8 protein-coding genes are annotated in these 14,459 nt (G+C 65.5%); all 8 read left to right on the forward strand.

The genetic code is table 11. The annotated features are described in order from the left end of the window. The 8 genes from Q4S45_RS03760 (at position 1) to Q4S45_RS03795 (ending at position 13,906) form a co-directional block, all read left to right on the forward strand. Positions 1-1,356: an HlyD family type I secretion periplasmic adaptor subunit gene (locus tag Q4S45_RS03760; protein WP_305509277.1), complete on the forward strand. Its 1,356-nt coding sequence runs from the start codon at positions 1-3 to the stop codon at positions 1,354-1,356. Between the two features lies 1 nt (position 1,357). Then, positions 1,358-2,710 (forward strand): TolC family outer membrane protein, encoded by a 1,353-nt coding sequence (locus Q4S45_RS03765; RefSeq protein WP_305509279.1) that lies wholly within the window; start codon positions 1,358-1,360, stop codon positions 2,708-2,710. Between the two features lie 468 nt (positions 2,711-3,178). Beyond that, a complete protein-coding gene (locus Q4S45_RS03770) occupies positions 3,179-6,277 on the forward strand; it encodes an Ig-like domain-containing protein (RefSeq protein WP_305509280.1) in 3,099 nt (1,032 codons plus the stop codon). Between the two features lie 11 nt (positions 6,278-6,288). Next, positions 6,289-10,671: an Ig-like domain-containing protein gene (locus Q4S45_RS03775; RefSeq protein WP_305509283.1), complete on the forward strand. Its 4,383-nt coding sequence runs from the start codon at positions 6,289-6,291 to the stop codon at positions 10,669-10,671. A gap of 148 nt (positions 10,672-10,819) precedes the next feature. Beyond that, positions 10,820-11,479 (forward strand): PEP-CTERM sorting domain-containing protein, encoded by a 660-nt coding sequence (locus Q4S45_RS03780; protein WP_305509285.1) that lies wholly within the window; start codon positions 10,820-10,822, stop codon positions 11,477-11,479. 275 nt (positions 11,480-11,754) lie between these two features. After that, on the forward strand, positions 11,755-12,480 hold the full coding sequence (gene phoB, locus Q4S45_RS03785; protein ID WP_305509287.1) for a phosphate regulon transcriptional regulator PhoB: 726 nt from the start codon (positions 11,755-11,757) through the stop codon (positions 12,478-12,480). 11 nt (positions 12,481-12,491) lie between these two features. After that, positions 12,492-13,286: an XrtB/PEP-CTERM-associated transcriptional regulator EpsA gene (gene epsA / locus Q4S45_RS03790; RefSeq protein ID WP_305509289.1), complete on the forward strand. Its 795-nt coding sequence runs from the start codon at positions 12,492-12,494 to the stop codon at positions 13,284-13,286. Positions 13,287-13,483: 197 nt separating this feature from the next. Beyond that, positions 13,484-13,906, forward strand: coding sequence for a hypothetical protein (locus Q4S45_RS03795; RefSeq protein WP_305509291.1), 423 nt, complete (start codon positions 13,484-13,486; stop codon positions 13,904-13,906). The last annotated feature ends 553 nt before the right edge of the window (positions 13,907-14,459 follow it).

Consider the following 14,459-nt stretch of genomic DNA (forward strand, 5'->3'; position numbering starts at 1 on the left):
ATGAAGCTCCTGAAAAAAGAACCGGCGACCGAAGTCGTTGCGCATGATGTGGAGCCGCTGACGGTCGATACCGATGCGGGCGCCTACAGCAAGTTCGGATGGTGGATCGTGCTGCTCGGCGTGGGCAGCTTCCTGCTGTGGGCATTCTGGGCGCCGCTCGACAAGGGCGTGCCGCTGACCGGCACGGTGGCCAAGGAAAGCAACCGCCAGGCGGTGCAGCACCTGGCCGGCGGCACGGTGGACGCGATCCTGGTGCGCGAGGGAGACAACGTCAAGGCCGGCCAGGTGCTGGTGCGCATGAACGGCGTGCAGGCCAGGTCGCAGTCCGACATCACCCGCGCCCAGTACTTCAATGCGCGCGGCGCCGAGGCGCGGCTGCGCGCCGAACTGGAAGGTCGGAAGACCATCACGCCGCCGGCCGCGCTGGCGCCGTACAAGGCCGATCCGCGCGTGGCGCCGGTGATGGCGCTGCAGGCGCAGCTGATGGCGTCGCGCCAGATGGCGCTGCAAAACGAACTGGCCGCGATGGACGAAAATATCGCCGGCCTGAAGATCCAGACCCAGGGCCTGCAGGAATCGCGCGACAGCAAGAAGCAGCAGCTGGCGATCTTGAAGGAGCAGCTCGACAACATGCGCGACCTGGCCAGGGACGGCTATGTGGCGCGTTCGCGGCTGCTGGACGTCGAGCGCACCTGGGTGCAGACCAGCGGGATGCTGTCCGAGGACATCGGCAACATCGGCCGCGCCCAGCGCCAGGTGATGGAGCTGAGCCTGCGCCGCGCCCAGCGCATCCAGGACTACCAGAAGGAAGTGCGCGCCACGCTGGCCGACACCGAACGCGAAGCCGAGGCGCTCGGCGCGCGCATGACGGCGCTCGATTACGAGCTGGCCAACGCCGACGTCAAGGCGCCGGTGGACGGCACCGTCGTCGGCCTGAACATCTTCACCCGCGGCGGCGTGGTCGGCCCTGGCTTCCGGATGATGGACCTGGTGCCGACCGACGATCCGCTGATCGTCGAGGGCCAGCTGCCTGTGAACCTGATCGACAAGGTGCACGCCGGCCTGCCGGTCGACCTGATCTTCTCGGCCTTCAATGCCAACAAGACGCCGCACATTCCCGGCGTGGTGACGCAGGTGTCGGCCGACCGTACCGTGGACGAGCGCACCGGCGCCGCCTACTACCGCATGAAAGCGAAAGTGACGCCGGCCGGCGCGCGGCTGATCGCCGCGCAGAAGCTCGACATCCGCTCCGGCATGCCGGTCGAACTGTTCGTCAAGACCGGCGAGCGCACGATGATGAGCTACCTGCTAAAGCCGGTGTTCGACCGCGCCAAGACGTCGATGTCGGAGGAATAGCGTGAGCATCGCTTTGAAGAACAGGACGCCGTTCGCGCTGCGGACAGCGGCGGCGCTGGCGTTGACGGCGTGGTGCGCGGGGGCCGGCGCGGTGACCTTCGCCGAGGCGTATCAAGCCGCGCTGCGCAACGATCCGACCTACCGGATGAACTACTACGAGAACGAATACAGCAAGGAGAACGCGGTGATCGGGCGCGCGGGCCTGCTGCCTAACGTGAGCGCCACCTATCAGGCCAGCCGCAACCGGGTCGACCTGACCGCTCCGGACTTGCTGGGGCGTGCGAAGTTGACGCAGCCCGAATACATCAGCCGTTCGGCCGCGGTGCAGCTGCGCCAGCCGCTGCTGAACCTCGAAGCGGTCGCGCTCTACCGCCAGAGCAAGGTGCAGGCCGAAGCGGGCGAGGCGCAGTACCGGACCCGCGGCGGCGAAGTCGTGCTGCGCGTGGCCGGCGCCTACCTCGGCGCGCTGCTGTCGGGCGATGCGCTGGCGCTGGCCCAGGCGCAGCGCGACATGTACGTCGAGCAGGCCAAAGTCAACCAGCGCCTGTTCGAAAAGGGCGAGGGCACCCGCACCGACATGCTCGAGACGCAGGCGCGGCTGGACCAGGCCGAGGCACAGGTGCTCGAAGCGCAGGATGCGCTGGCAACCGACCGCAACGCGCTGGCGGCGGTCATCGGCATGGACCCGGGCGTGCTTCAGCCGCTGGCGCCGACCTTCCATTTTTCGCCGCTGTCGCCGGCCGGTTTCGACGACTGGAAAGCGATCGCGCTGGCCAATAATCCGGACCTGGCCGCGGCGCGGCTGATGGTGGAGGCGGGGCGGCTGGAAGTGCAGAAGGCGCAGGCCCGGCACGCGCCGCGCATCGACCTGGTGGCGACCTATTCGAAGAACGACGCGGAGACGGTCAACACCTACAACCAGAACAGCGTCAACCGCGCCATCGGGGTGCAGATGAACGTGCCGCTGTACGCGGGCGGGCAGGTCAGCGCGATGGTGCGCCAGGCGGTGGACGGCTACGAGCGCGCCAGGGCGGACCTGCAGGCGCGCACCGACAAGGTGGTGATCGAACTGCGCAAGGCGCACAGCATGGCGGTGAGCAGCGTGGCGCGCATCGCCGCGCTCGACAAGGCGGTGGCGTCGGCCCAGTTGCTGATCAAGGCGACCGAGCAGAGCATCAAGGGCGGCGTGCGCATCAATCTCGACCTGCTCAACGCGCAGCAGCAGCTGACCGGGGTGCAGCGCGATCTGGCGCAGGCCCGCTACGGCTACCTGGTGGCGCAGCTGCGCCTGCGCGCGGCGGCGGGCACGCTGTCGGCGGCCGATGTGGGCGAAGTGGCCAGCTACTTCCGCTGAAGGTGACAAGGCGCGCACAAGAAAAAAACCGGAGCAGAGAATGCTCCGGTTTTTTTTCGGCGTTTGAATGGGCGCCCACTATGCAAAATCTTGCATAAATTCTCTCGAAAAACCACGAATTGATCCGAACGGACTAAGCCTTGGTCACACAGCGGTCATCGTCGGCAATTAGTATCACTTTTGCCATAAATCAATATGTTTTGTTAGCTACACCACTCATATTGCGTGAAATATAACGAATGACACATTCATGCCTATTTAGCACGGCTTTTTCGCAACAGTTAGTGCATTTATTTTAAGAAACTTTTATCAAAAGAATTTATCTTTTCATAGGGAAAAAACAAATTTAGTCGGATTTCATCTGAATTCATTAACGAAATCGAATTTGCGTTTAGCTCAGCGGCTAATGCATATTGACCCGCGGAAGCACCGGCTTTCCGAGGCGAAAAACAACGAAGAGGCTCAGGTATGAACGGAAAAAATCAGTTGGGCAAGCAATTGCCGCGTCGCGCACTGCTCGCGATGGCATTGGCAGCAATCAATTTCGGCGCCCTGGCGCAACATCTGGAAGAAGATCACCGCGAATTCGAGGCCACGCTGTACGCGCCTTACGCCGCCGGCCCGCAAGGCAGCCGCAGCTTCACGATGGATTTCTCCTACCCCTTCGTCGGCAGCGCCCACGACATCGTCTGGCGCCTCGAGCTGCTCGATGCCCGCGGCCGCAGCGTGCAGCAGTGGCAGGGCGTCGAGCGCCTGACCGGCGCGCCGCGCAAAGTCAATATCGACTGGGCCGCCCGCAGCGCCGACCCGTCCCTGGCCGATGGCCTGTACACGGCGCGCATGCTTGCCTTCGCCAAGCCGGCCACGGGCGCCAAGGCCGCCGTCGTCAGCAAGGCGGAAGTGGACGCCATGCTGGCCGGCGCCGCGGAAACCGAAGAACAAAAATGGGACATCCTGGTCGGCGACGTGCCCGCCGCCGCGATGCCGAGCGCCGCCCGATTCGCCGCGCCGGCGCGCAAGGCAAGCGCGTCGAGCCTGCAGCGCATGGCCGCGCAGAGCAAATCGGTCGCGGCGAACGGCGCCACCCTGGCCGCGCCCGCCACGATGGCCGCGCCGGCCACCATGGATGCGGCGCCCGCAACCGGCTCGTCCACGCCGGCCTACACCGTCTACTTCGGCAACCTGCACAGCCAGACCAACCACAGCGACGGCGGCGGCGCCCTGTCGACCTGCGTCGGCGCGCAGAACCCCCAGTCCGGCACGGCCGGCGGCCCGACCGAGGCCTACACCTACGCGATGAACAAGGGCCTCGACTTCCTGATGGCCTCCGAGCACAACCACATGTTCGACGGTTCGGACAGCACCAACGCCAGCGCCAACGCCGCCAACGCGAAGGCGCTGTACCAGTCCGGCCTGGCGGCGGCGACCAACTTCAATGCCGCCCACCCGAACTTCCTCGGCGTCTATGGCCTGGAATGGGGCGTGATCAGCAACGGCGGTCACATGAACATCTTCAACACCAATGAACTGCTGGGCTGGGAATCGAACAGCAGCGGCCAGCTGATCGGCGACACCTACACGGCCAAGGGCGACTACGCCGGCCTGTACACCCTGATGGCCCAGCGCGGCTGGGTCGGCCAGTTCAACCACCCGTCCTCCAGCGGCCAGTTCCTGGTCAACGGCGTGCCGCTCGGCTACACGGCCGACGGCGACACCGCGATGGCCCTGTGCGAAGTGCTCAACACCTCGGCCTTCTCGACCAACGCGACGGAAACGGAAACGGGCCGCAGCAGCTACGAGGGCGCCTGCCAGAAGGCGCTCGAAGCGGGCTACCACGTCGCGTTTACCACCGACCAGGATAACCACTGCGCGAACTGGGGCGCGTCCTACACCAACCGCACCGGCATCCTGGTGCCAACCGGCACCGCCTTCACCAAGGACAGCTTCATCGCGGCCATCAAGGACCGCCGCGTGTTCGCCACCATGGACAAGGCCTCGCAGCTGATCTTCACCGCCAACGGCCACATGATGGGCGAGCGCTTCTACAACAGCGGCCCGCTCGCCCTGGCCGCCAGCTTCTCCAACACCAGCGGCAAGTCGGTCGCCACGGTGGCGATCTATGAAGGCGTACCGGGCCGCAACGGCACGGTCTCGGTGCTGGTCAACAGCGCCACCGCCAGCATCGTGCCGACGCTGGGCGAGCACTTCTATTACGCCAAGGTCACCCAGAACGACGGCAACATCCTGTGGTCGGCCCCGCTCTGGGTGACCCAGACCAACGGCACCGGCGACTACATCAAGCCGACCGTCAGCGCCAGCGTGACCGGCAGCAGCGGCGACATCACCCTGGCCGCCGACGCCAGCGACGACACCGGCGTGACGATGGTCGAATTCTATGTCGACAACGCCCTGGTCCAGGCCACCGGCGTGACGCCTTACCAGACCACCCTCAATTCGACCACGCTGTCGAACGGCAACCACCGCCTGGTCGCCAAGGCCTACGATGCGGCCAACAACGTCGGCAGCTCGGCCGCCGTCACCTTCGCAGTGAACAACCCGATCGTCGACAGCACCGCTCCGGTCGTGTCGGCCAGCGAAACGGGCCGCATGGGCTCGATCACCCTGAGCGCCGCCGCTACCGACAACATCGGCGTGACCAAGGTCGAGTTCTACGTCGACGGAAGCCTGGCCGGCTCGACCACCGCCATGCCTTACTCGCTGGCGTTCGATTCGACGCTCTTGACCAACGGCAGCCACAACGTGACGGCCAAGGCCTACGACGCGGCCAACAACATCGGCAGCGCCGCCGCCTTCGCCTTCACGATCGACAATCCGGACACCATCGCCCCCGTGGTGACGGCAGGCGAGAGCGGTACCAGCGGCACCATCACGCTGAGCGCGACGACGTCCGACAACATCGGCGTGACCAAGGTCGAGTACTACGTCGATGGCGTGCTGAAGGGCACTTCGCTGGCGGCGCCGTACTCGCTGGCGATGAACTCGACCCAGCTCGCCAACGGTACCCACAGCCTGGTGACCAAGGCCTATGACGCCGCCGGCAACGCCGGCACGTCCGCGCCGCTGAGCTTCAGCGTCAGCAACGCCACCACCAACCTGATCCTCAACGGCGGCTTCGAATCGGGCGCCACCAAGTGGACCGCCACCGCTGGCGTGATCAACAAGGATCCGAGCGAAGCGGCGCGCACCGGCACCTACAAGGCCTGGCTGAACGGCGCCGGCACCGCGGGCAGCGCCTCGCTGGCGCAGAAGGTGACGATCCCGAGCACCGCTGGCCTGGCCCAGCTGAGCTTCTGGCTGCGCGTGACGTCGGAGGAAACCGGCTCGGCGCCGGTGGATACCTTGAAAGTGCAGGCGAAGAGCGCCAGCGGCGTCGTGACCACCCTGGCCACCTACTCGAACCTGGACAAGGGCAACGACTACGTCCTCAAGACCCTCGACCTGACCGCCTACAAGGGCCAGGCTGTCACCGTAACTTTCGCCGGCACCGAAAATGACGGGGCTGCGACCTCGTTCATCATCGATGACGTCAGCGTCAATGTGCAATAAGGAAAACCACCATGTCCAAAACAGCCTTTAAACTCTCGACCGGTAATTTCTTCCAGGACTGGTCGGACCTGAGCCAGTTCACCGCTGACAACGACTGGTCCCACGTCGCCAGCATCGTCGGCTACAACGGCGCCGGCATGTCCGGCTCCCCGGGCAGGGACGCGGGCGCGCTGGTGGCCGACAATCCCGTCTCCGCCACCCCCCAGTTGTTTTTCAACAGGGCGACCACCTTGTCGTCCGGCGGCGTGGCCGAGTTCCACAATCCAAACAACAGCGGCAATGCCGTGGTCGGCCTGCAGGGCTCGGGAACGGGGCAGGCGCCGAACCTGGTGCTCTACCTCGATTCGACCGGCATGGAGAAGGTCAACCTGACGCTGGACCTGCGCGACCTCGACGTGACCGACAACTCGATCCAGCAGATCGCCATTCAATACCGCATCGGCGACAGCGGCAACTGGACCAACATCGCGCCGAAGACGCCCACCCCCGGCTCGACCGCCTACATCGCCGACGCCAGCGCGGCGGGCGGCGCAAGCCTGGTGACGCACGTCGACATCACCCTGCCATCGGCTGCCGACAACCAGGCCAACCTGCAGATTCGCATCCTCACGGTCGATGCCGCCGGCTCCGATGAATGGATCGGCATCGACAACATTGGCGTCACCGGCACGGCGATCGTGGTCGGCGCCGACACCACGGCGCCGACCATCGCGGCCGCATCGCCGGCCGACAACGCCACCAACGTGTCCGCGGGCGGCAACCTTACCGTGACGTTCAGCGAAGCGGTCAACCTCGGCACCGGCAACATCACGCTCACCGACGGCGCCGGCGACACGCGCATCATCGCGGTGACCGACGCCAGCCAGGTCAGCCTGAGCGGGCAGGTGCTGACGATCAATCCGACCGACGACCTGAAGCTGAGCGCCACCTACCACCTGACGCTGCCGGCCGGCGCCGTGGTCGACCTGGCCGGCAATGCCTTCGCCGGCAACGCCGCCAATCCGATCGATTTCGCCACCTCCTTGAAGTTCACCGGCATCTACGACATCCAGGGCGCCGGCCACACTTCGTCCATGGTGGGCCAGACGGTCCACACCGGCGGCGTAGTCACGGCCATCGACACCACCGGCAACAAGGGCTTCTGGATCCAGGACGCCGCCGGCGACGGCAACACCGCCACCTCCGACGCGATCTTCGTCTCGTCGACCCTGACCACCATCAAGGTCGGCGACCTGCTCGACCTGCAGGGCGTGGTCGAGGAGAGCACCAACGTCGGCAGCAACACCAACAATCTGACCGTCACGCAGCTCAATGCGGTCCAGAACCTGAGCATCGTCAGCCACAACAACGTGATCGCGCCGACCATCATCGGCGCGGGCGGGCGCGCGGTGCCCGGCGAAGTGGTCGACAGCGACCATTTCCGCGTGTTCAATCCGGACCACGACGCCATCGATTTCTACGAATCGGTGGAAGGCATGCTGCTGCAGGTCAAGAACGTCCAGGTGGTCAGCAACTCCGTGGCCGGCGCGACCTTCGTCGTCACCGACGGCGCCAGCGGCGCCAACGACCGCGGCGGCCTGACCAACTCGCTGGGCGACGTCAATCCGGAGCGCTTCCAGATCTACGCCGACACCGGCGTGACGACCGGCATCACCGGCGCCTACACTACCGGCGACACGCTGGGCGACGTCACCGGCGTGATGAGCTACTACAACGGCAACTACGAGCTGCTGCCGACCGCGCTGCCGGCCGGAGCCGTGCACCATGCGGCTTCGCGCGAGACGACCGGCCTCTCCGGCGACGCCACCCATCTGTCGGTCGCCTCGTACAACCTGGGCGCCCTGAGCGTGAACGACTCCCAGGCCAAGTACGACGCCCTGGCCCACGACATCGTCGCCAACCTGGCCAGGCCCGACCTGCTGGGGCTGGAAGGCGTGCAGGACAGCAACGGCAACCTCGCCGGCGAACTGGGCGCCGACCTCACGATTGGCAAGCTGATCGACGCCATCGTCGCTGCCGGCGGCCCGCGCTACCAGTTCGCCCAGGTCAATCCGTCCGACGAAAACACCAGCGGCGGCACGCTCAACACCAATGTGCGCAGCGTGGTGCTGTACAACGCCGACCGGGTGCAATACGTCGAAGAGTCGGCGCGCCTGCTCGACGACACCCATTCCGCCGATGGCACGGCGTTCGCCAACGCGGTGCACCCGCTGGCGGCCGACTTCGTCTTCCGCGGCGAAACCGTCACCTATGTCGGCGTGGACATGGCCGGCCGCAGCCCCGGCGACGAGATGTTCGGCAAGAACCAGCCGGCCACCGTCGCCGGCGAGGCCCTGCGCGCCGACCAGATCGGCTCGGTGCAGGACTACGTCGCCGAACTGCAGGCGGCGCATCCGGGCAGCCACATCGTGGTGGGCGGCAATTTCAACGCCTACCAGTTCGACACGGCGATGACGGCGCTGGCCACCGGCGCCGGCCTGGTCAACCTGACCGACAAGCTGGGCGATGCGACCGACCGCTATACCGCCGCCACCAACGGCAACAACAGCCAGCTCGACCATCTGCTGGTGTCGGGCGACCTGGCCGGCCAGGCCCAGTTCGACATCGTCCACTTCAACACCAACCAGGCCGCCAACACCACCCAGGCCGACCGCGATCCGGTGCTGGGAACGTTTTACATCAACAGCGCACCGGTGGCTGCGGACGACAGCTTCAATCTCAATGAAGACACGACGCTGACGATCAACGCCCTGCAAGGCGTGCTGGCCAACGACCACGACGTCAACCAGGACACCCTGTCGGTCAACGTGGTCACCGGCGTTGCCCACGGCAGCCTGGCGTGGAACAGCGACGGCTCCTTCAGCTACACGCCGGACGCCAACTACAACGGCGCCGACAGTTTCAGCTACCTGGTCGACGATGGCCATGGCTTCAGCTCGGGCGCGACCGTGCAACTGACGGTCGATGCCGTCAACGATGCCCCGGTCCTGACGGCCGACGCGCCGGACACGGTGCTGGTCGAGGCGGGCATGAACGGCGACGGCATCGATGTGGCCACGGTGCAGCTGCACATGAGCGATATCGACAGCGCCACGCTGGTGCTCGGCAGCGACGGCTGGATCGACCAAGGCGACGGCCTGTACACCCAGGATGGCCAGTACGGCTGGGCCACGCTGGACATCAACACCAACACCGTCACCTACCGGCTCGACAATGGCATGGCCGATTCGCTCGGCGCCGCCGACCACGTGCAGGAGCAGTTCACGGTCACCGTGAGCGACGGCGACGCCACGGCCAGCGTGCCGGTCACCTTCGACATCCAGGGCGCCAACGACAATCCGTTCGGCAAAGCGGACAAGGCCGTCGCGATGGAAGACTCGAGCGTGCTGATCAACGTACTGGCCAATGACGGCGACGCCGAGGGCGACGCGCTCGACATCGTGCTGGTCGGCGCCAAGTCCGCCCTGGGCGCCTCGCTGACCTTGGAAAACGGCCAGGTGCGCTACAGCGCCGATGCCGACCGCTTCGACCTGATGGCCTCCAACACCAAACTGGTCGACACGTTCACCTACCGCATCAGCGACGGCCATGGCGGCTTGTCCGGCCCGATCTCGGCGCAAGTGACGGTGCAGGAAGCGGGCGACAACATCAGCGTGATGGGCACCGCCGGCAACGACACCTACCGCGTCGTGCTCGGCAAGGACACCACCTACGATGGCGGCAAGGGCAACGACAAGATCATCGGCGCGGCCGGCGCCGACGTCCTGATCGGCGGCGAAGGCAACGACACCATCGATGGCGGCGCCGGCAACGACGTCATCACCGGCAACGACGGCATCGACTCCCTGGCTGGCGGCGACGGCAACGACTCGCTCGACGGCGGCGCCGGCAACGACAGCCTGAACGGCGGAAATGGCGATGACTTCGTGGACGGCGGCATCGGCGACGACCTGGTGCAGGGCGGCGCGGGTGCCGATCGCCTGGTGGGCAACGCCGGCAACGACGCCATGTTGGGCGGTAAAGGCGACGACGTGCTCGACGGCGGCAGCGGCAACGACCTGTTCGTGTTCAGCCTCGGCAGCGGACACGACACGATCCTCGGCTTCAAGCCGGGCGAAGACACGATCCTGACCGGCTTCGGCGAAACGGGCGCCCTGGGCAATCCGTCCACCTGGGCCACGACGATCCGCAACGCACCGCTGGCGGCGACGGCCGCGCCATGGAGCTTCGTCGACGTCGACGCCGACGGCAACGGCACGGCCGACGCGGTGGCGATCAGCGGTGGCAACCTGGGCAGCGACACCGTCGTGCTGGACGGCTGGTCGATCGCCACCCTGGTCGGCCAGAACTACCTGGACGCGCAACACCAGGCCATCGGCGGCTGGTTACACTAAGAGAGGGCAGGGGCGGGGCGCGTCGGAAAACTTTACACTCGCCCCGCCTTTCATCCTCTGCGTCAAGATAAGTTGCTGTTGTTAAACAATATTTTATTTCGGGCATGATTGTTGCATTGTTCCAATCAAGCCTACTACTGGAATCGACATGAACCTTAAACTTCTCCTCGCCTCGATCGCCCTGTGCGCCAGCGCCGCCACCCAGGCCGGCATCGTCGAAGGCATCGACGTCACCGGCATCACCGGGACCGTCGAGCAATTCAACGGCCTGCCGGTCACGGCAAGCACTTACGACTTCGGCAACGGCATGGTCTACACCAGCCTGACGGGCGATCCAGCCCAGATCAACTTCGACGGCTTTTATGTTCTGGGCGCGCTGGCTGGGGCAAATGGCGGTTTCGAAGGCAGCAAGTATTTTGCTACCGGCGCCGGCCCGACCACGTTCGCGTTCAGTTTTGCCGGCGGCGTCAAGCGCTTCGGCTTCCACGGCACCGAGGCACTGAGCGAAGACGGCTCCCCGGCGGCGGACGGCATCATCGATGTGACGTTCTACGACATGAACAACGCGGTGATCGACACCGTGCACGCCAACTCCCTCGGCATGTGGTCCTGGGACGACTTCTACGGCTACGAAACCGATGCCGGCGCGATTGGCCGGGTCGAGTTCTCGGGCACGGGCGGCATGGTGCTCGACAATGTCGCGTTCGACAGCGCCGCAGCCGCCGTGCCGGAACCGGGCAGCTTGGCGCTGCTGGGCCTGGGCCTGGCCGGTTTCGCCGTCGCGCGCCGCAAGACAGCACGCAAGTAAGGCATCGGCAGGGGAGGGCAACGCCTCATGGACACATGTGCCGCAAACGACACATGTGTCTTTTTTTTGCCTTTTGCAAATTCGACCGCTGCGGCGCGAAACGGCGCGCGGCACCAATAGCGGCGGGCATTTCCCCCTGTTAATTCGCCGGTGACGTGCATCGCCAAACAAAAATCGTATTGTCAAAGCCGGGCCTTCTCGTGCATAGTGGAATTGTTTGTTGTTCAATAGACATAATATTGCTACAAAAGCCACACTTTGCCTGGAATTGAACCATGTCAGCACACGTCCTCGTCGTCGAAGCCGAGCCAGCGATCCAGCAATTGATCGGGTTGAACCTGACGCGCGCCGGCCACCGGGTCAGTTGCGTGCCGGACGCCGAATCGGCGCTGGCCGCGCTCGGCCAGGCGCTGCCGGACATGGTGCTGCTCGAATGGGACTTGCCCGGCCAGAGCGGCATCGCGCTGATCCGGCGCCTGCGCGCCCATCCGCAGGCGCGCGACCTGCCGATCATCATGGTGGCCGCGCGCAACGGCGAGCATGACAAGATCCTGGCCCTCGAATCGGGCGCCGACGACTACATCACCAAGCCGTTTTCCCCGCGCGAAATGATCGCCCGCATCCACGCCTTGCTGCGCCGGCGCGTGCCGCACGCGGCCGCCGACACCGTGCAGATGGCCGGCCTGCGGCTCGACCCCAGTACGCACCGGGTCACCGCCGGCGCGCGCCAGCTCGAACTGGGCCGCATCGAATTTCGCCTGCTGAACTTCCTGATGCATCATCCGGAGCGGGTGCACAGCCGCGCCCAGCTGCTCGACAGCGTCTGGGGCAACCACGTGTTCCTCGACGAGCGCACCGTCGACGCCCACGTCGGCCGCCTGCGCAGCGCCTTGCAACCGAGCGGGCACCAGGACCATATCGAAACCGTGCGCGGCAGCGGCTACCGCTTCGTCGCGTGGGACGCGCGCCTGAAGATGGGCTGGCCGGGCGCCGCGGCATGATCGCGTAAGCATTGGAACCGGTCATCCTCAGCAAGCTCGAGCAGGAATACCTGCTGCGGGTGATCGAGTCGGCCCACCAGGTGCGCGATGCGCGCCAGTTTTTCCTCTGGACCCAGGGCCAGCTGCAGGCGCTGCTGCCGCATCAGCTGATGCTGTGCATGCAGTTCGACCCGGCCGGCGCGCTGCTGCGGCTCGAGCCGATGCACGCCGGCCTGCTGGACGATGCGGCGATGCGGCGCCTGTGCGATCCCTCGGACGGCTTGGCGGCGCGCCTGGCGCGCCATTGCCGCGACAGCGACCGGCTGCCGGCCATGACAGGGGGAGGGCGGCGCGCCGGCGACGCCATGCTCGAGCAATTTCGCCGCGAGTTGCAGCAGGCGGCCGGTCTCGACCATATGGTGGTGCACGGCAGCGGCGCGCTGGCCGGCGGCGCCACCCTGTTCGTGCTGTGCGGCTGGGGCGAGCAGCCGGCCGCGCGCCACGCCTATTTCCTCGCGCTGCTCCTGCCTTACCTGCACATGGCGCTGCTGCGGCTGTCGGCGGGCGGGCGGCCCGCACTGGCGGCGCAGGAGGGGCTGGCGCGTCCGCTCAGCGCGCGTGAAACGGAGATCCTGCGCTGGGTCCGCGAAGGGAAGAGCAATTTCGAAGTCGGCTGCATCCTGGGCATCAGCGCACTGACCGTGAAAAACCACCTGCAGCGCATCTACCGCACCCTGGGCGTCTCCAACCGCACCCACGCTCTGGCGCGCTGCCTGGCGCTGCGCCTGCTCGAAGCGCCGGGGCCCGCCCTCGGTTCGCCGCAGTAAGGACGGATGCCGCTTCCGATTACACGGCATCGATTTATTTTGGCTGGGTAATTTAACCGTATGTTGAACGACAATCGCCGTGCAATCATGCTGCGTTGGCGGACGATCCTCGTCGCCGCCTGGCCGTTTCGACAGCGGGGCGGCACGGCGGCGCGAATGCGCTTGACGCCGGCTTAGGGTGGCGCGATCATATATCAATGCGACAACTTCTCCTGATCCTCTTCCTCGGCTGCTCCGCCTGTACTGTGGCGGGGCCGGTTCCCCCCGCGGCGCCAGCCGTCACCGCCACCGCCGCGCCTGCCAAAGGCGAGGACGCCGCGACGCTGCTGATCCGCCTGCGCGGCATGGTCGGCTCCGCCAGCTGCACCGAGTCCTCGCAATGCCGGACGGTCGCGGTGGGCGCGCGCGCCTGCGGCGGCCCGGAAGGCTATCTGCCGTACTCGACAACAGTGACCGCCAGCGCGCCCCTGCAGGAACTGGCGCGGCGCCATGCCGAGCGCCGCAAGGCCGACGTCGCCGCCTCCGGGATGCTGTCCACCTGCGAGGTCATTCCCGATCGTGGCGCCCTGTGCGTCGCAGGCACCTGCCAGCTGCGCACCATGGCCAACGACCCTAGCTGATCCCTCACTGCCCGGCATGCGGCTCTTGGCCGGGTAGTTTCCGTCGTTCGATCGGTTCCTGCGGCCGCTCGCATTCGCCGTCCTCCCGCCGCGCCTCAGCGCTTTTCGCGCTGAGCTCCTCCCTTGTCATTTAAACCAAAAGTCAACTTTTCTTCTCGACAATAACGTCGCTGTCGAGGCGGCTTCCCGTATGCAATAAGCATGTGTGCCAATCTATGCGGCAATGCAACATTGCGCAAGCATGCGCATTGTTAAGAAAACATGACTTCCGGTCAAAAATTTGTCGGGAAATCTTACAGTCCAGCGGGGAAACATTGGTGATTCGCAACAACTCTTTGATTCCGCTGGATATTTTTTCCAGGCACAAATAATGCTTGTTCACAATCGCTGAGTTCGCTCGTCAACATGTCCGACGGCTTTTACTTGCACAACAAGCAGCAAGGTCCGGGTCACAAATCCGGGCGACCTATTTATCGAAAAGTTAACTAAAACTGGGGAAGACGTGGCTAATATTTCAAAAAAACCAAACCGCAGCACAGGGAATTTTCTTAAA

The sequence above is a fragment of the Massilia sp. R2A-15 genome, from assembly GCF_030704305.1.
Taxonomy (GTDB): domain Bacteria; phylum Pseudomonadota; class Gammaproteobacteria; order Burkholderiales; family Burkholderiaceae_D; genus JAFCUW01.

Coding starts and splice junctions, on each gene's coding strand:
- Q4S45_RS03760 (WP_305509277.1), top strand. CDS start 1: ATGAAGCTCCTGAAAAAAGAACCGGCGACCGAAGTCGTTGCGCATGAT.
- Q4S45_RS03770 (WP_305509280.1), top strand. CDS start 3,179: ATGAACGGAAAAAATCAGTTGGGCAAGCAATTGCCGCGTCGCGCACTG.
- Q4S45_RS03775 (WP_305509283.1), top strand. CDS start 6,289: ATGTCCAAAACAGCCTTTAAACTCTCGACCGGTAATTTCTTCCAGGAC.
- Q4S45_RS03780 (WP_305509285.1), top strand. CDS start 10,820: ATGAACCTTAAACTTCTCCTCGCCTCGATCGCCCTGTGCGCCAGCGCC.
- phoB (WP_305509287.1), top strand. CDS start 11,755: ATGTCAGCACACGTCCTCGTCGTCGAAGCCGAGCCAGCGATCCAGCAA.
- Q4S45_RS03795 (WP_305509291.1), top strand. CDS start 13,484: ATGCGACAACTTCTCCTGATCCTCTTCCTCGGCTGCTCCGCCTGTACT.